This window comes from Pseudomonas sp. NUPR-002, assembly GCF_056322725.1.
Genome location: NZ_CM150476.1, coordinates 4,061,658 through 4,078,922, shown reverse-complemented (window position 1 = coordinate 4,078,922; position 17,265 = coordinate 4,061,658). Strand labels below are relative to the sequence as shown.

Here is a 17,265-nt window from a genome sequence, read left to right as displayed (position 1 = left end):
CTTAGTGGCGCGGAAGGCCAGCAGCCTCATTTACCTCATTCTCATACTCAGACAGACCGTCCAAGAGAGACGACACCGGGTTACCGCCCTTAGGCAGCGCATCAATGCCGTTATCCTTGAGAAACTTGATGATCTGGGAGTAGAGCTGAGGAGTCCGTTTCTCAGCGTTCTGAAGGTCGGCCAGCAGTTGCTCTGCAAGAGCGCTGTGGATTTCCTTCAGAAGTTCTACAAGGTCACTCATTCTTTGTCCTTAGGGGAACCCTTGCGGGTTTTGTAGATGACAGCCCACATCTGAACGAAGGTGGCCATGATGACTGTCACGTAGAACCATTCGTTAAGAGTGAGGCCAAAGAAGAGGCGGACCGAAACGTCCACCCCCGCGATTGCTTGGGGAGTCCACTGGAGGGTCCCATTGGTGAAGTCGAGTTTGAACATGGTTAGGCTCGGTGGTCCAGGCTGGGCACATCAATAAAGATGGTGTGCTGCTGAACGTCGTTCTGGGCATTGGGACTGGCTAAGATGCCACTGCTAGTTAAGGATAAAGTCCCTCGGCTAGTACCATCAGACTTTGGCATTAAGGGATGTATGCTCGAAAATGCAAGGTTGATACCTGCTCTCGGGGGTAGAGAGTCGCAGACCGCACGCTGGGCGCTCCCGTTTAACCCTTTAATGAACAGCCTAATCTGAATGGTACTCCCGTGATTTTTAACAGCAGATACCAAGTCAGATAAGGTGCTTACGTTGGTGATGCCAGAGGAGGAGAGGGGGAGCGGATACCACCAGTCATAGTAATCCAACGCAATTTTCTTGGAGGAGCAAGAGAGCCCTAAGCGTCTAGCGATTACCTCTGCAATGTACTTATGGCCCTCTATGTTTGGGTGAGCCCCATCGGTGAAGAGTTTGAGGGTGTTTACGCGAAAGTCATCAGAGGAAACTCCGCTTTTCTGGAACATGTCTGGGAAAGGGATGTAGACACCTTTCGTCTCAGTCGCAAGCCGCTTGAGTTGAAGTCGGGTTGGATCTTCGGCAGAGTATGGCCAAACAAAATCAGGAACAACAACAGGAACTTCATAAAGGTTGGCGTACTGGATTAGCCAGTCGATTCGCTTGATGAACTCAGCAAAGTAAGCTGGGTCAATACGGTTACTGCCGCTGTCATTGTACCCCAGTGCCATAATTAGCATCGCTGAGCCTTTGAGAGTTTCTTTGATAGTGCTCTCGTTGATCCAGCGGAGGCGCCGCCCCGATGTGGAGAAGTTATTTACTGTCAGAGAGTTGATCTGGTCATTATAGCTGAACCCACAAAGCTCTACAGTCGAAACATCCTTTGCGACACACTCTATATTGCAAGAGCCCGCGCCGTTATCTAGGATTTGTACGACCTGAACATTTAATGGCGTGACTGTAGAAGAGTTAGTGTTGACGGTGTAGGTCACCACACCATTCACTTTGATGTCAAAAGATCCGCCTCCTGGGTTTCCAACGTACCAAACAAACAGTTTTCGCTGGAAGGTCGGAATCCTTGTTGCCAGTGTGTTGCCAGTCGCCTGCGACACCCACGAAAGACCTTGAGCAACGTGACCCCCTGTTTCTGCTGAGCGAGCGTCCCAGGTATGTGGAGTGCCTACCCCACCCGCACCATAAAAACTAATGTTGTGGATGTCTTGAGATAGGGTGGCCCCCGCGCCCATAGTCATGAGAGGCACAAACCCATAACTATTGACTGCATAATCCCTGTTTAGCATCCGCTTCAACAGGTTCACCCAACTGTTCCTGTAGAGGTCGACAGCGAAGGCTCCGTGTGAAATAGAGTCTCCTAAGATCATGATGGATGGGTTCTCGGAGATAGCGACCCGGACTCTGGTACGCATCATCACATCACCAAAAACTCCGGTCTCGGCCCGCTCCAATGCACTCGCTGTTGAGGCCGCAACAGAGTTGAGATCGATCCCGAGAGATTGCAAGCTACTTTGGAGAGCTAGCAGCGCTTCACGCACAGTGCCGCTACCGTGAGCAATACCCGCTGATCCTAAAGCCGCATTCCCTTTCTGTGACAGAGTCTGAAGCGGTCGTGCAATGCCGTCAGGATACACGTAGATAACGTTATTCGCTGAATTACCGGGGCCTTGCGAACTTTCCCATAGACTTCCTACATACTCCTCCACCCATTGCTTGTTGGTGGCATCAGTTGCTTTAAGCGGATCACCTAAGCGCACAATGCGCCGCCCTAACGCATTCCAGTTTGAATCGTAGTCCAAGCCTAATGCTAGGCCAGCAACCACAGCGGCTTCTTCCGCTACATGCAAAAGTTGAAGTTGCGATAATTCCAGGTCGCTTGCCTTGAGGACTGAGGCATCCCTCCACGACACGAGGCGTTGTCCGGCGTCAGTTTGCCGCTTCAGCGTTACTGCTACCCCTGCTTGGATGTTGCCGGTAAGGAACCGAATTCGCGTTTTGTCTAGAAAATCATAATCCAGACCATATACCTTCTTAATGTCCTCTACATAAACTTGCACGAATTTTTGAGAGAGGTAGTCGAAAGGTATTTCAAAAGTGGCAGATGCCTCACTCTTTTTATACGTGATAGGCGCATATGCAGCCATGATGATCCTCTGAAGGATGTGGTAGGGCTCCATGAAGAAGCCCTGGAGGGATGTTTAAGGCTCTCCCACGCCATTAGCGATAAGCCACGAAAGGGCTGTTTGAGTCGCTGGGTCGTTCGGGAGAAGCCCCTTTAGGTTGAGCAGAATGAGCTTCTTCTGACGCTCTACTTGCTCGTCATCGAGACTCGGGCGGAGAAGGTTTGCGCCCGCAACTACGGACTGTCCGAGCTGAGTGCCGTACTTCACCGCTGGGAAGTTCCCGAAGGTTTCCCCGAGGTTGGGACCTTTCCAAGCCTTCGCGGCTTCCTCCCCGGAGAACTGTTCAGTGTCCCGAGTGGTTCTCGCAAGACCAGCGTAGGGAAGCCCCAGAGGGGTCCCCAAGGTGTCATACGCAAGAGAGGGCGCCGCGAGGTAGGAAGAGCGCTTTAGGGCAGCTACAGCTAAAGTTGCCGGATCCCACGTATCAGTGTCGGAGTCATACCCCATGGCGTTCTTGTAGAACTCCCGGCGTTTGTCCTCATCGCGGATCGTTTGAGATCGAACAATGGTGAAGGCTGTGGTGCCCATTGCCGACAGACCCAAAGAGAGGGTCATCTGGAGAGCTTCGTCCACGTCGCCATTACGAATTCTGTTGGCCCCCTTCAGGAACTTCTTCTCCAGGGACCTCATGGAGAAGGTCTGGAACTGGGTCAGGAAGCGGATGAAGGGGTTCTTGGAGTCAGCCCAGATGAAAGTGTCCCCAAGGGAAGGCCGCTGGATCACGTCAGTGGCTGCGATATCCCCCATACGGCGGATCTCCGAGAGAGCCTCACGGCCTTCCAGGAGCTTTGCAGCATCCAGAGTGAAGCGCCCTTTGGAGTCCACGGTGGAACTCTTCTTGACGTGCTCCAGGATCAGCCTGAGCTTATCGGGGTGAACGGCCATGTGCTTCAGCTTTGCTGCTGAGAAAACCTTGGAGGGCTTCCCGTGGGCATGCCGAACGAGGGTCGCCAGGAACTCTTCCTGAGCTGCCTTGACGATCCTGTTGGTGGTTGCCCCCAAGAGTTTCGCTGAGGGTGCCACCTGGGCGAGCCGAGAGGTCCCGGCGTAGATGCCAGCCACCACCTTGTTAGCGCTTTCCTGTGCAATGGCATAGGTAGAGCTGAGGTGAGAGGGGTAGACCACATCATGTACCTCTTCGCCCCAAAGGCGATTCTGGAGCATCGTGAGGTCTTCAGCCGTAGCCTTTCCTTTGGCTACCCGCTGGAACATCGGGCCCACACCTGGGAGAGCCTTGAGGAAGAACCCAAGGCCGTAATTAGCGAGCCCAGAGGAAATCTCGGTGTAGTTCATCGGACCCATGTAGGCCGACTTGGCTACGAAGGAGAGGTTAGTCAGCGATCCCGCCAGCATATCCACGGCGCCCCGACCATCCTGGTTCAGGCTCATCCCGTAGATCTTCTTGGCGGCAATCTTCATGGCGTTGAGGTCGCCCTCCAACTGACGCTGAAGCTTAGGGTTGTCGTCCCGTGTCGCCTTGGCAATCTGCTGTTCAATCCGGGAAAGCCTCTCAGCGAACCCCGCATAGCCCGAGTCACCCAGCCCCACGGACATCGCCAAGTCTCCAGCGGTGCGCTTGTGGTAGCTGTGCATGATCGACCGAACATCACCGCTCCGAAGATCCTTGTTGATGCTGAACTCTGAGCCGTCCGCTAGGGTGATCTTCGCGTCAGTCGTGAAGAGTCCCCGAGACTTCATGAAATCAGGAAGCTCTGCCGGGTCCATGGTCTTATAGAGATGGGCCTTGATGCGGCTCATATCTTGGTCCACGTAGCCCAAAGCCTGATTGCGAGCTCTCTGCTGAGCCCACTTCTGGAACTCCTCAGTGAGCTTCCCGTCAGGAGTCTCCGCTTTCACAGGCTCCAGGAGAGTCCCCGTGGGGTTCTTCCGGGCTTCCTGCTCGGCCAGAGCCTTCATCTCCGCCTCAAACGCCTGGACGGCCTTGGTGCGAACTTCAGGGTTTTTCAGGGAGGCATAAAGAGCCTTCCCTGTGGTCTCAAGGAGCGCCTGGTCACCACCAGCCTTGGCCGAAGCTCTGGCGATCTTGGCGGTGTCCATGATGACCGGGGAGTAGTTCCTGACGCCTTGCCACTGGAGAGGGTTCTCAATGATGTCCGCACCAGACCCAAAGCGTCCTGCTGGAGTCAGTACGTCGCCAATGCGCTGGTCATAGAAGTTACCCATCAGTTCAGCCGCTTCGGAGACAGCCTGAGGAAGCCCCTCACGGTTGCCGGATTCACGGGCGAGGGTTACCAGATAGCCGAACTCTTCCTCCAGCTCAGCCTTCGAGATGCCTGTATGACGCTGGGAGCGGATGTAGCTTTCTGCATGCCGGGAGTAGGTGGAATCAACATCAAACCACTCGTTGTCCAGGTTCCGCTTAACCTCTTCGCCAGTCATTCGACCGAGCCCCGAGGTGCCATCCTTGTAACCCTTATCGTTCCTGAAGAGCCCCAGAGCTGCCTTGCGGATCTCTGAGTTCTGACTGGAGCGCAGCCGTTCACCGATGGTCGAGATACGAGCCACAGGATTCAGGGTGTCCTCCATATCGAGGATCCCATTGAGCCGGTCGTACTCTTCAGCCGCTTGCTCTTTGGAAACCTCTGGGGAGCCTTCCTTCTTGGCTGTCCGCTGTTTGATATAGGAGGCCTTGGAGAGCCTCTTCTCGGATCCCTCAAGGAAGAACCCGAGATCCTGAGCCTGTTTCCTTGCAGCGTCTGAAGCCAAGATCCGTTCAGTCAGGGGACCGGGGCGGTAGGGTTGCTCAGAGATCACCCCAGCTTCCTCAAGGAACTTGGAGGTCTCAGCGTCCTCGACATACCGGAAGGAGTCCATGGGGTTGTTCCTACCGAAGGCCTGCTTGACCCCTACGGCGATACCATGAAGCGCCGCCCCACCAACAGCTCCAGCGAGGATTGCAGACTGGTAGTCGGCATCGACACCTGTGGAGGACTCCCGGAGGGACTCCGTGATGGCGCCGTAGGCCGCTCCTTCGACGCCTGACCCAGCGGCTCCAGCGAGGACTCTGGCTGTGCCTGGATTGAACAAGCGTCCAACTTGTCCGAGGCCGGGGAGGAGCATTGCTCCGTAGGTGACTGGATCACCGAGCATCTCACCAACGCCGCCGCTAAGGCTCGTGAGGAGCCCTCCACGCCCGTCAGCACCGCTACTCGCACGGTTTTCCTTTGCGATTTCGATGAGTCCGTCAAGGTCATCTCCTGAATGTGCGTTGTTGAATACGAAGGTGGACCCAGCCTCACCTATACCGGCTGCGGTGACCTTCTCAAGATCCTGAGGGGTAGGGGTCCAGTCTGGGCGAGCACCCCAGCCGGTGACCTCATGGGACTTGTAGTCACTAGCGATGGAGGACCGCTGAAGGCCCCCCATGAAGGCCTCCCATGAGGATCGTTCTGAGTCCGTGCCGAGCTCTTCAGGGTTTGCCGAAGAGATCCGGTCCAAGGCACTTTCAGCGGGAGCCGATGGGGTCCCAAAGTTGATGCGGCTGAGCGGTCTAGTGCCGTCTGGTGCCCAGCCTGATTGCTTTCCCTCAAGGATCTTCTGGAGATACCCACGGGTTTCCTCAGGAATCTCAGCGTTCTCGATGATGCCCCCGGCCTTGTCCAGCTTCCGCTGAAGAGCTGTAGGGCCCATGTTGTACGCCGCCAAGGCCAGCTCATCGGAGCCCCCAAAGCGTTTCTTCAGGTCTGCCATATAGCGCGCCTGAGCGGGAATCGCTTTCTGAGGATCGTGGAAGTCTGCATCGGTGAGGAGACCATAGGCCTTGCCAGTACCGGGGATGAACTGAGCGAGACCCCGAGCCTGACCGTACTTGGTCATCGGCCCGAGTGCCTCAGGGTTCCAACTGGACTCAGCGAAGCCTTGACGCTCAAGGAGGTCAGGACTCACGCCATGTGCTTCCCCAGCGGCCACATAGAGGGCCCGGTAGGGGGATTCTTTAGGGGTAGCCATCCTGGCCTCCTGAAGTTACTTGGTTGATTTGAGGGCGTTCAGAGCCTTCTCAGCGTCATCCACGTCCGCTTGTTTCTTGGCGTTGAGATGGCTGTAGGGGTTGGCTTTCTGAGCCCGCTGGGCATTGAACAGGGTCTCTTGGGCACGGCTGATGGCCGCGTCACGAGTCTCCTCAGCGTTCTGTACAACTGCGGATGCTTGCCGCTTCTCTGCGAGAGCTTGGGCGCCTTGCTGGAGGGAATCGGCACGAATCTCCAGAGAGATCCTTCCGGGAGAGCGGAAGCCCACTGTACCGGCCGCCTGGTTGTAATCAGGGATCACATCCTCTTCACGCACCCCCTGAGATCGGGCGTACTCCGTCAGGGCCTCCGCAAGGAGATCCATGCCGACATTCACTTGATCGTCAGACTTGATGGGGGAGAAGAAGGAGGCTGGGATGGGGAACCCGTTGAGCCCCACATGGGACTGAGCGAAGGCACTGTCGGCTTTCTTGAAGGCTTCATCCTCAGGGATTCCCAAGGAGAGCAGGCCGTTGACCATCGTCCGCATGTAGGTTTGGGCGTATTCGCTGCCAGCCAGGTTTGCCAGTCCAGCGTTCTTGCCCACCTTCTTCGGAGAGATGGCCTCATCCATGAGTGTCCGCTTGATCTTGTTGAGCTGAGTGGATTTGTCCTTATCGCTCATCTTGTGCCAACGAGCCTGACTGACGACCATATCCTTATACCCGAGCCCCATCCCCGAGAGGGCATCCAACGTATCCAGCTTGGCGAGCCCTTCGGTGTCCCCGCCGATCACCTTACGGAAGGCCAGAGGGTCTGCCGACTTCAGGAGATTCACCGAGGCTAGGGCTTCAGGTTCCTTGATGTCTTCAGGGCGCATGAGTCCTTGGGAGACCCGTGAGGCATCAATCGACATGGTTGCCGAGGTGTCCTTCCAGTAGTCCTGTATGGTGCTGGAGATGTAACCGCTGGGCATGTATTCGGCCAGCTTGAGGAGCTTCGCGGGCTGTCCTTGGTATCGTTCCAAGAGTCCGCGCTCCATCAATAGGGCGTCATCCTTGCTGTACTTCCCAAGCTCAGGATCCTTCGGCATGGTGTCGTAGCGCTGAGCATCCCGGTTGCCAGCCAGGAATCTCCCAGCTTCCTCCGTGAGGACAGCCACCCGAGCTGTTTGAAGGGTTGCCTTCGCGTTCTCCGTCTGAAGCTTCGCTGCCTGAGTGGCCAGGGAGTGCTTCTTGGTGGCAATCTCTTGCTGAAGCTGGAGAGTTCGCTTAGAGGCAACTCCACCACTCCGGTTGAGCTCCTCCTGGTGCATCTGGAAGAGCCCCGTGAGGCCGTTGGGATTGTCCTGGAACTCTTGAACCCGCACCTGCCAGTCAAGGTCAGCCTGAGCATCCATCTTGACTTGAGTGTTGAGGGCCTTCTGACGGAAGCCTTCGAGTTCGTCAGGGTCGTAGAACTCCCGCACAGACTGGGCCGTACCTGGGACCTTGGCGTCCAATAGTTGGTCGATTACAGCCAGGCCACCTACCTGGGAGGACACCTGGGAGAGAGTTTGCCCGATGTCCTTGAGAGCGTCCGGGAGATCCCGATAGACCCCAGTCTCGTAGCCAGTCTGCCAGGACTCGGTAGCTACCCCAGCGGCTTCCTCGGGGGACCTCTTCACCGCCTCCGAAAGGAGAGCGTTGCGGGTTGACGTGTGGAGGATGTTAGCCTGGGCTCGGTTGCGCTTATCGGTGACTTGCGCTTGGAGCCCCCTGAGAGCTACCTGAGCTGAATCCGAGTCGCGGAACATCCCGTTAGTCAGGGCTTCATCCTCTTCGGAGAAACCGAGCTCTTTGGTAATGTCAGACCGCATGGTCTTCATGCGCTTGAAGTAGTCCTCAACCGCAATGTCAGAGCCCCTACGGACTACCTTCCCGGCTGCATCAAGCTCATCCTTGTAGGCACCCCCCCGGATGTTCTCCGCTACTTGCTCCTGGACTGCCGCTGAGGCGTGGAAGCCATGGAGGTAGCGCAGGCGCGCCATAGCAATCGGGTCATCCTGAAACGGGAGGTTCCCTTCCTGAGCGGCCGCGCGGTACTCCTCAGGGGAAACCGACTTCATCCAGGTTTCAGCCTTGGTTTCCGATTCACGCCCCGCCTGATATTTCGTGGTGGTGGCGTATCGGTGCCCAGCGTTCACGGCAGCGCTCATAAGACCGTCGAAGGCCACATTGAGGCCCCCATCGGAGGACCGTCCAGCTTGAACGTTGAGGGACACGCCCTGGAGAGGCATAGGGGTTTTCTCCTGGGGAGCGAACTGCCGCCAGGATTGATAGGCGGAGTTGAGAGGTGATCCAGCCATGGTTACTTACCTTTGATGTTGCCAATGATCCCGCTGAGCTTGGAGACGCCTCCCATGTCCCCCACCATGCTTCCCGCCTGCTGAGCAATGCTAAGCAGTTGAGACCACTTCGACGGTTGCGAATTAACGGCCAGACGATGAGCCTCGTTGAGGCGCTGCTGGGTTCCAATGCGGTTTGTTTGTTTGATGAGAAGGGACTGGGCAACGGTGCGTTTGAAGTTGTCGCGGATACTATCCTCAGCCCTTAGATCCGAGCCTTTAGAGATTCGCATAACTCGATCCATCGAATTACCTTCCATGCCAGTTTCTGCGGCGGCTGCCCTCAGGCTGGCTAGGTTCATGATGGAGTTCGTCTGGGTGTTAGCGAGGTCTGCGGATGCTTGCTCGGAGGCGGCCTGGACTTCTAGGTCCGTGGACTGGTTGGCGAAGTTGTATGTCTGGACCATGGCTGATACTTGCGCCTTGTAGTCCTGCTCAATCCTCGCCCGGTTCTCCTGGTCCACCTTGGAGCCCACGAAGAGCCCCATAGTGGCGCCAATCGCGGCCCCCCATGGTCCTCCTACAGAGCCGCCTGTTTGTGCCCCCGCCAACGCGCTTGAGAGTGCGCCTGACATAGAGTTACCTCGGGTATGCAAAAAGGGCCCCACAGGAAAATTCCTGTAGAGCCCGAGTGGTTAAACGCCTTGATTCCTTCTGCTGTAGAGGGCTTCCCAGCCCGCCCCCGTGAGGGCCAGCGGTGATACCTCGTCCGAGGAGACGGTAATCTCCACCTTTTCCGGTTGTGACTGGATAGGGTAGGTTTTCTTACCGGTTTCCAAGGGTAGGACCCCAAGGCGGTTCTTGTTGGCGCCCAAGATCCTTGCGGTCTGGACGTATGTGAAGGGCTTCCTGTTGCCTACCTGCACGGTGATCGTGAAGGGTCCTGCTTCCTTGTAGTTCAGCCATCCATAGCGAAGCTGGAGTCTCCCCACGTCTTCTGAGGAGAGCCCCTGCTGGTCCGTCTTTTTAAGCAAGAACTGGGAGAACTTGTAACGGAAGGTATAGGCCTTGCCGATTATGAGGGTCTGCCCACGGATGTCCGTAGGGATCTCAATGGCTCCCCCAGTGATTCCCTCGAAGGTCCACACGCGCCCATCCTGGGCAACTACGTGGTACTTGTGAGAAGGGTCCGGAGCTCCCCCATAGAGACCTGTCACGTTGATCGTCGTGATCCCCGTGTAGTCATCAAAGGAGGCATCTGAGGGGACCACATACCGGACCTTGCGATCCATGTAGAGTCGGTAGGGTTCCTCAATGAAATCTAGGGTGTTCTGGGTAAACGAGACCTTCTCCAGGTAAGTCCCAGAGGTGTTCGAAAGGACCAAGTAGAGGTCCGACCCGATGAACTCAGCCGCTAGGACTCGCTGGCCGGTAAACGTCCAGTAAGACCACGACTGTTGCACAAGCTGGTCTTGCTGAAACAAGAACTTGTACACGAAGAGCGTATCTTCCTTGCCGCTCGTAGGGATCACCAAGAGATTCTCAGCGGTGCTGGAGGACAGCTTGAAGATCCCGTTGGGGATGAAACTAGGAACGTGGGCCGTGATGTCATCCGCATCCTTTACGTCCGACACATCCTGTACGGCGTAAAAGCGGTTCATGCTGGAGTACAAGGCGCGTTCACTTGCAAAGAACATCGAGCGGCCCACCCCTACGGGTCTCACCGAAGCAATACAATTGTACTCCGTGGCTGGGTCGATCTTCGCGGTCTTCACTGAGAGAACCCCATCAGCTCTCAAGCTGAACTGCACCTCGCTGGAGAACAGGAGGAGCTCTTCCTTGAATGGCACAGCGTTGTACAAGATGGACACCGTTGTGTGCCCACTTGCTGCTGTGTCAATGGGGTCAGTGTCCGCAAGGACGACCACAGAGGCCGGAAAGAACTTGAAGAACTCTCCGCTTACCGACATCACCACGTTCTCTCCTGAGGTGAACCCTATGCGGTTCCTGAAGAAGAAAACGTCATTGATCGTTGCGTCCACGAAGGACGGGAAGGGGTTCGTATCATCGTCCCCGGCCATCCTCTGGCCCCAATCGTTCGTCCTGAACGTGAATGTCCCGTCAGCTTCTCGCACCAGAACGTGCGGCATGGTGCTCGGGAGGAGCCCTTTGAGAGAGCCCGGCTGGGCGCATTCCTTCCAGATACGGTCCTTCTCGATGTACTGGAGGTAGTAGTCATCAGCGTCTGAGTCAGGATCCCCCGCAACTTTCACCACGTAGCCGTCCAGGCACTGCGGAGGAAGCTGGTTAAATCGTTGGGCGCTTGACATGAAGCCGATAACGGATTGCCCGTTGAACCCATCCTCAATAGCGATCTTGGAGATCGTATATCCGTCCTTGGGTGTGAGGTAGAGGCCACCATTCTCGGTAGCCGTAGGGTTCACATAAGTTGGAGCTCTTGAGGAGACTCCTTCGATTACCGTTGGGAGGCCATTCAGAGCTTGGTCAAAAAACTGGTCCCGGATGTAGTTGGCGGCAACCTTCGGAGAGTCCTTGGCATCCGTCCCATCTGGGGTTGTGAACGTCATGAGCTGGGTCTTACCGTCCGTGAACGTAAGAGTGATCTTGTAGGTTTTACCGTACTGACCAGTCTTGACCCACAGAAACGCCTCATTGGGTCTCATTGGCCATCGCTCAGTAGAGGCTCTTACAGTCACATTCCGGTTCACCACGAAGGTGTAATCCGCCACGGTGACCAATCGGAGATCCTTGCGGGGATTCGTCGTGGCCAGGTAGGAAAGCCCTCCAGGAGCATTCACGGTGAGCGCATTCCCGGCCAAGTCCCAGACTCGAATGGCCTGGTTGTCGGTCATCGCCATGTACCGCTCCACTTCATCCCGATGGATCAGGTGGAAGGACGGCTTCCCGGTGATGCTCTCCATGAGCCTCTTCAGGTGAACCGAAGGAGGGCGCTTCTGGAGACCCTCAACCTCGCTGCTGAAGCCGTTCTCCTGTAGCTCCCCTTGGTCGGGGAAACGAAGGTTGTTGGGCTGCTGTGAGACGCCCCCTTTGAGGGACTTGATAGATTGCGAGATGAGCGGCATGACGCCTCCTTATCGAGACATCACGTTGGTCAGATACGGGTCGCTATCCACTTGGTTGTAGGCGCCGAAGTCCAGCTCATACTCTTGGAGAGCCTGATAGGCTTCCTGGAGCTCTTCACGAGCCTCACGGTCCAGCTCCTGAGCACCCACTGAGCGCGCCTGGAAGATCTTGGAGGACTTCACAGTGACATACTTTCGGACAACCTCAGGGAGGTCTTCGAAGTCGATCAAGCGAACAATGTCCACGGAAACCGAGGCGGTAAAGAGGTTGGTCTGGGAGGAGAGGTCGTAGAGATAGCCTTCACGGCGAACCACGGAGGCACCTTCAAGACGAATCCAGTCATCTCGATAGGTGATCTTTTGTGTGGTTGCGTCAGGGCTCAGGGATGCGGTTTCGATGTTCCATGACCAGCCTTTTGACTGAACTTCACGGGACACCCGCTGGAGGATGCTCTGGGCGTTGAGGGAGTCAATGTCCGCTTCATCTTCCAGAGAGTTGAGAGGGGCCTGACCGATGATCCCGATGATCTCGTTGACAGCATCGAGCTCGGTGGCAGGAGTAATAACCATTTGTGGAATCCTTTTGAGAACAGGCAGAGCGCGGAGAGGGAAGGGAGTCCATGGGTTGCTGTGTCCGCTATAAGGGCCAACAACTCTCAGGAGCTTTCTCGTGGATGCGCAGGTGGGAGCCCAAAGGGAAGGATCCGAAAAGGACTCCCAGATGGTTACTTGAGGAGGTCAAGAAGAGCCCCGAAGGGCCCTTCAAGATTTGTTGCTTAGCTGCCTGGGTTGGCCAGAGCGGTTTCCAGAGCCGATTGCTGAGCAGCGATCAGGTCAGGGGAAGCCGGGTCAGTGGTCAGGACCAGAGCGCTTTCAGGGCGCAAGCCGCCGTGACCCATTGCGTACTTGGCGACCATCATGTCCGCTTGGTACTCGATCCGGCGGGCAGTCTCCATGGCCAGGTCTTTCAGCTTCAGAGTGCCCACGGCACCACGATGCATAGCCAGGCCGATGGCGTTGTCTACTGGAGCGTGCAGCTCTTCGGCACCACCATTGGAGAAGTGAGGGACTTCAACGATCTCGAAGCCAGCCCAGCGCAGGACGGCACCTTCTTTGATATCGCCAGTGCCCGGAACCACGTAGTTACCCACGTAAGGACCGAAGGCGCACAGGATGGCCGAGTAGATGTCAGGCTCCACATACACGGTGCGATCCGCTTTCGGGGTGCGCAGCTTGGAGAAGCGACCACGGGCGTAGATCAGCGCCGACAGGACGATGCGGCCATACTCAGCGGTGATGACCGGAGTACCCACGCCAATTGCACCACCTTGGCCCGACTGGCCGGGGATGTTCTCAGCGGCAAGGGCAACTTGCATGCCTTCGGCAAGGACTGCGCCATCGGCAGCCATGGCCAGCTCTTCACCCAGAGTCGCCGCGTAAGGCTGGCGAACATCGTAGTGGTTCATGGCGTCATCAAGGTCGGTAATCAGGCAGTCCGAGGTCAGCAGGCCATCAATGGTGATGGTCTTTTCGGCGTGCTTGATGTTGCTGCGTTGGTCGTCCAGGTTCGCACCCGGAGCCAGGTACTTGGCAGTGCCACGACCGATCACAGGGAATTGGGCAGACTTGCCGCTGGTGATGGTACGGACCAGATGGCGGTTCATCACAACGGTATTCTGAGCGAAGGCCGTCAGGACCTCACCCGAGAAGACTTTCATGAAGAGGGCTTTGCGGTCACCAGTGCCATTGATCTGACCGGGTGCAGCAACAGTAGTAGAAGCCATAGTGTTTCAATCCTTGAGACGAGCTTTGGGAAAGGGCTCACCGAGACCCAGCGCGCTTGCTGGAGATGGCCCTTGGGGAATTTCTTGAGGAGGGTCTTGCGGGTGTATCAGAAGCTCGACACAGCTACCCGTTGGATAACTTCGTCGGTGTACTTCGTGTCGCGGCCATAACGGCGATCAGCCATTGCCTTGACCATCTCGGAGTTATCCTTGAAGCCTTCAGCTTTAGGAGTTCCGGTGGAGGCGCCGGTGATGATGTTGCCTTTGGTGCCATGCTTGGCGGAATACTTCGCCTGGATGCCTTTGAGCATCAGGCCGATAACGCCCAAGTCATCGCTCTCGATGGCTCGATTGAACGAGGCGACTTCCTGAGCGTTCAGGTTGCTTGCTGCGAATTCCTGAAGGGCGTTGAACTGTTCTTCGCCGCCCACCAGTGAATGCACGGCAGTGGCGAAGCGCTGCTCCACAGCCTGACGCCCGGCAATGATCGAATCGACCACCACCTTTGGGTAGCCCTTCTCAGCGAGCTTGGCGAGGGTCTCAGCGCTCAGCTCACCGGCCTTTTCGAACTCTTCCGCCAGAGCGTTGAAGTCCAGACCCTTCGAGGCCAAGTCCTTGGAGAGCTCGTCTTCGGAGTTCTTCAGTGCCTCTACATCAGCTTGAAGGGTCTCTTCAGGGGTTTTCTCACCAGCCTCTTCAGGCTTTTCCTTCGGAGTTTCATCAGAGGTTTTGCCCTCAGGATTCTCTTCCGAATGGTCTTTAGGAGTCTCCTCAGAGGCACCAGAACCAACCTCGAAGGTCTGTTCCTGATTGCCGATGGTGAGTTCGATTTTGGCTTCCTCGCTACCTTCAGAGGTAACGGCATCGCCATACAGTTCATGGGCCATCTATGAGAGGCTCCTTAGGCTTGTTGTGGGATTTGTTGCTGGGCTGCTTGGGTCATCGCCTGTTCGGCTGCTTGACCTGTTGCGGCCTGAGCCTGCTGTTGCTGCTGAGCCTGGAGGAACTCTTCGTCGGACATCACAAGTTCACTCACATCGAGTCCGAGGGGCATACCGATACGAGAGATCACGTTGCCGATCTTGAGGCGCTGCCAGGCAACCTCACCGAGGCCCTCAAGGGTCTGGATGAATTGCACGAGCTTATTGAGGTCGTAACCCCGGCCAAGGGCATCCACACCAGTGATAACCGTTGGCTCCACGAGACCATCAGGGAGGTCCGGGAGTGTCTTGGCGGTCATCAGGTTGGCGGTGGTGACTCGGATGTAGGGAAGCTGGAGCTCCTGGGTGAGGATCGAGTAGACCCCTCCAAGGGTGTCTTCCAGCTCTCGGGCCACGTAGCGGATTTCTTCAGCCGTAACCCGCTCGCCTGACCGCTGGACTGCGGAGTTGAGCATGAAGGCATACGACAGGCGCGCTTCAATACCGTCCGCTGTGCCCTTGGCCACCTGCATATCGCTGAACTTCTGAAGCTGGACAGGTTTGATGTCCTCTTCACGGCCCGCCACATAGGAACCGTTGGTTGCCTTGTTCAGGCGGCGGACCTGAGTGATCCCGTTGGGGTTCACCAGCCATACAACCTTGGAGGCAATCATCGCCATCTGAACGATGGACTTGGAGAGGTTCTCCAGGCTCAGGAGGTCCCCGTAATACTCTTCAACGAACGAGCGGCCATAGTGCTCACCATCGATCTTTGAGAGTCTCACGGGCATCCACGGGGATTTCCCCTTGGGATAGGTACTCTCAGTGCCCGCTACAGCCTCACCGCCGATCTCCTGATAGGACTGCCAATTCTCGCCATCCCAATAGACGTGCGTGAAGACATCCACAGGAGTTGAAGATTGGGAATCGTCCTCCAGCTTTGCTGAAGCGAGGAGCTCAGGAGGAAGCGAGGCTTTAGAGTAGCGATCACGGGCCACGATGGTCAGAACATTACCCATGCCGTCCCGCTCACAAACGAAGCGGTTGAGCCGGTAGAGTTTCAGGCCGTCCTCAGTCCAGAAGAACAGAACGTTACCCGCAATGACCAACTGTTTGAGGCCCTCAAAGAGGGTCACTCGGTGGCCAGAGCCCTCAAAGAACTTGAGGACAACCTTCTCCATCGCTGCAAGACCTTCATCCAACTTGGTCTTGGTGCCAGCACCCGAGCTTGCCTGAGCGGCTTGCTCCTGGTTGAGCTGGTAGCGGAAGAACGCTTCATTTGGTGGGAACATCGCAAGCATCAGCTTCGAAGCCAGATTATTCAGGCCCCTAGCGCCCACCGATTGATAAGGCGTGGTGTAGTTCGTGGACCCCGTGTCGGAGTCCTTGGGGAACAGCGAGGGAATCGTCAAGACAGCACAGTCTTCCGCGCGCTTGGTGTACGGGTTGCGGTCGTTTTCGAGACGCTTATAGGTCGTCTCTGCCCCTTCCTGGGGCTTGGCGTCTGCGGCCATGGTCCTTCCTTACACGTTGACTCCCGTGCCGGACCCGCTTGCGTTAGCACCTGTACTCTGTTGGATCTTGAGGGCAGACTTACCGCGCTTTCGCTTGACGGACTCGGACGCACCGGACTCCGTATCTTTGTCCTTTGAAACCTCACCTTGGGTCACCACTTCCGTTGCAGGAGTAGGGGCTTCACTAGCCACAGCGCTTGGCTTGCTAGTGCCCAATACATCGGTCAAAGGGCTGACTGCCTTCTTGAGGACTTTACTAACTCCGCCCATCGGCATGAGTCTCCATCACGAAGGATTTGAAGGTAGAGAACCCGGCCTTTCGGTAGGCATTCTCCAGTTGGGTAGGATTGGTGGACATCGCTGAGCCAGCTTCCGCTACTGCGGCCATGCCGGACTCCACGAAGCCCTTGAGGACCACTGCTGTGGCCCTTGCGATGCCCCTACCGGACCCTTGCGGAGTCGAGGTGAGGCACAGTTCATAGACCCCTAGCTTCTCTTGGTTGTACCAGAGAGGGCCTATGCTCAAGAGGACGCTCCCAAGGAGGTCCCCTGAATCGACATCGAAGAACCCCATTAGGGCTAACGAGTCTTCCCACGGCTTGGTAGCCCGGAGATACGTCTCAAGGGTGTCCTCAAGGGACGCCTCTCGGATGCACCGGAAGGGAGATCCGTCCTGGACACTCCAACCAAGCCCATGGATGTAGCGGGCTGTTTCCTCGTCCTTGATTAGCCGGTAGTGCATCCCAAGGGCTCTAAGGGATTCAGCCGCTTGTGGTGGCTGTGGTTCCATAGTTGGCCCCTGCTGTGGATGCGGCTACCTGAGTATCTCTGTTGATCTTCAGGGAAGCCTTGCCGCGTTTCTTGACCCCATCCGTGAGGTCTTGGCCGTCATCTTCACCATCCTGTCCGAGCTTTCGCTCAGTGATGGCATCAGGGGCGGTCACAGGTGCAGCGGGCAAGGTGACCTTAGGGGTCTTGGCCTTGCCGCCAAAGAGTGAGCCCATGTC

Annotated in this window: 13 protein-coding genes; all 13 read right to left on the bottom strand. The window is 56.6% G+C overall.

Annotated features, from left to right (window positions below; translation table 11 throughout):
• Position 1: 1 nt before the first annotated feature.
• Positions 2-241, bottom strand: a complete 240-nt coding sequence (locus ACVWSC_RS18550) for a hypothetical protein (RefSeq protein WP_442108511.1) — start codon at positions 239-241, stop codon at positions 2-4.
• A complete protein-coding gene (locus ACVWSC_RS18545) occupies positions 238-435 on the bottom strand; it encodes a phage holin family protein (RefSeq protein ID WP_442108509.1) in 198 nt (65 codons plus the stop codon). The genes ACVWSC_RS18550 and ACVWSC_RS18545 overlap by 4 nt, the downstream gene beginning before the upstream one ends.
• A 2-nt stretch (positions 436-437) precedes the next feature.
• The gene (locus tag ACVWSC_RS18540; RefSeq protein ID WP_442108507.1) at positions 438-2,636 is read right to left on the bottom strand and encodes an SGNH/GDSL hydrolase family protein; all 2,199 of its coding nucleotides are present in this window, start codon (positions 2,634-2,636) and stop codon (positions 438-440) included.
• Positions 2,637-2,657: 21 nt separating this feature from the next.
• Positions 2,658-6,611 (bottom strand): transglycosylase SLT domain-containing protein, encoded by a 3,954-nt coding sequence (locus ACVWSC_RS18535; RefSeq protein WP_442108505.1) that lies wholly within the window; start codon positions 6,609-6,611, stop codon positions 2,658-2,660.
• A 15-nt stretch (positions 6,612-6,626) separates the two neighbouring features.
• Positions 6,627-8,957, bottom strand: a complete 2,331-nt coding sequence (locus ACVWSC_RS18530; RefSeq protein WP_442108503.1) for a hypothetical protein — start codon at positions 8,955-8,957, stop codon at positions 6,627-6,629.
• Positions 8,958-8,959: 2 nt separating this feature from the next.
• The gene (locus ACVWSC_RS18525; protein ID WP_442108501.1) at positions 8,960-9,571 is read right to left on the bottom strand and encodes a virion core protein, T7 gp14 family; all 612 of its coding nucleotides are present in this window, start codon (positions 9,569-9,571) and stop codon (positions 8,960-8,962) included.
• Between the two features lie 60 nt (positions 9,572-9,631).
• Complete coding sequence (locus ACVWSC_RS18520) at positions 9,632-12,040, bottom strand: phage nozzle protein (RefSeq protein ID WP_442108499.1); 2,409 nt, start codon at positions 12,038-12,040, stop codon at positions 9,632-9,634.
• A gap of 9 nt (positions 12,041-12,049) precedes the next feature.
• On the bottom strand, positions 12,050-12,610 hold the full coding sequence (locus ACVWSC_RS18515; RefSeq protein WP_442108497.1) for a hypothetical protein: 561 nt from the start codon (positions 12,608-12,610) through the stop codon (positions 12,050-12,052).
• A 206-nt stretch (positions 12,611-12,816) separates the two neighbouring features.
• Positions 12,817-13,824, bottom strand: a complete 1,008-nt coding sequence (locus tag ACVWSC_RS18510) for a major capsid protein (RefSeq protein WP_442108495.1) — start codon at positions 13,822-13,824, stop codon at positions 12,817-12,819.
• Between the two features lie 107 nt (positions 13,825-13,931).
• On the bottom strand, positions 13,932-14,711 hold the full coding sequence (locus ACVWSC_RS18505) for a capsid assembly protein (RefSeq protein WP_442108493.1): 780 nt from the start codon (positions 14,709-14,711) through the stop codon (positions 13,932-13,934).
• Positions 14,712-14,725: 14 nt separating this feature from the next.
• Positions 14,726-16,258 (bottom strand): portal protein, encoded by a 1,533-nt coding sequence (locus ACVWSC_RS18500; protein WP_442108491.1) that lies wholly within the window; start codon positions 16,256-16,258, stop codon positions 14,726-14,728.
• A gap of 256 nt (positions 16,259-16,514) precedes the next feature.
• On the bottom strand, positions 16,515-17,048 hold the full coding sequence (locus ACVWSC_RS18495; protein WP_442108489.1) for a hypothetical protein: 534 nt from the start codon (positions 17,046-17,048) through the stop codon (positions 16,515-16,517).
• Entirely contained in the window at positions 17,020-17,262 is a 243-nt protein-coding gene (locus ACVWSC_RS18490; RefSeq protein WP_442108487.1) for a hypothetical protein, read from the bottom strand. The genes ACVWSC_RS18495 and ACVWSC_RS18490 overlap by 29 nt, the downstream gene beginning before the upstream one ends.
• Positions 17,263-17,265 lie beyond the last annotated feature (3 nt).

Bases quoted from the DNA above. Each gene is read 5' to 3' on its own strand.
- ACVWSC_RS18550 (WP_442108511.1), bottom strand. From the start codon at position 241: ATGAGTGACCTTGTAGAACTTCTGAAGGAAATCCACAGCGCTCTTGCA.
- ACVWSC_RS18515 (WP_442108497.1), bottom strand. From the start codon at position 12,610: ATGGTTATTACTCCTGCCACCGAGCTCGATGCTGTCAACGAGATCATC.
- ACVWSC_RS18545 (WP_442108509.1), bottom strand. From the start codon at position 435: ATGTTCAAACTCGACTTCACCAATGGGACCCTCCAGTGGACTCCCCAA.
- ACVWSC_RS18495 (WP_442108489.1), bottom strand. From the start codon at position 17,048: ATGGAACCACAGCCACCACAAGCGGCTGAATCCCTTAGAGCCCTTGGG.
- ACVWSC_RS18530 (WP_442108503.1), bottom strand. From the start codon at position 8,957: ATGGCTGGATCACCTCTCAACTCCGCCTATCAATCCTGGCGGCAGTTC.
- ACVWSC_RS18505 (WP_442108493.1), bottom strand. From the start codon at position 14,711: ATGGCCCATGAACTGTATGGCGATGCCGTTACCTCTGAAGGTAGCGAG.
- ACVWSC_RS18540 (WP_442108507.1), bottom strand. From the start codon at position 2,636: ATGGAGCCCTACCACATCCTTCAGAGGATCATCATGGCTGCATATGCG.
- ACVWSC_RS18490 (WP_442108487.1), bottom strand. From the start codon at position 17,262: ATGGGCTCACTCTTTGGCGGCAAGGCCAAGACCCCTAAGGTCACCTTG.
- ACVWSC_RS18525 (WP_442108501.1), bottom strand. From the start codon at position 9,571: ATGTCAGGCGCACTCTCAAGCGCGTTGGCGGGGGCACAAACAGGCGGC.
- ACVWSC_RS18520 (WP_442108499.1), bottom strand. From the start codon at position 12,040: ATGCCGCTCATCTCGCAATCTATCAAGTCCCTCAAAGGGGGCGTCTCA.
- ACVWSC_RS18535 (WP_442108505.1), bottom strand. From the start codon at position 6,611: ATGGCTACCCCTAAAGAATCCCCCTACCGGGCCCTCTATGTGGCCGCT.
- ACVWSC_RS18500 (WP_442108491.1), bottom strand. From the start codon at position 16,258: ATGGCCGCAGACGCCAAGCCCCAGGAAGGGGCAGAGACGACCTATAAG.
- ACVWSC_RS18510 (WP_442108495.1), bottom strand. From the start codon at position 13,824: ATGGCTTCTACTACTGTTGCTGCACCCGGTCAGATCAATGGCACTGGT.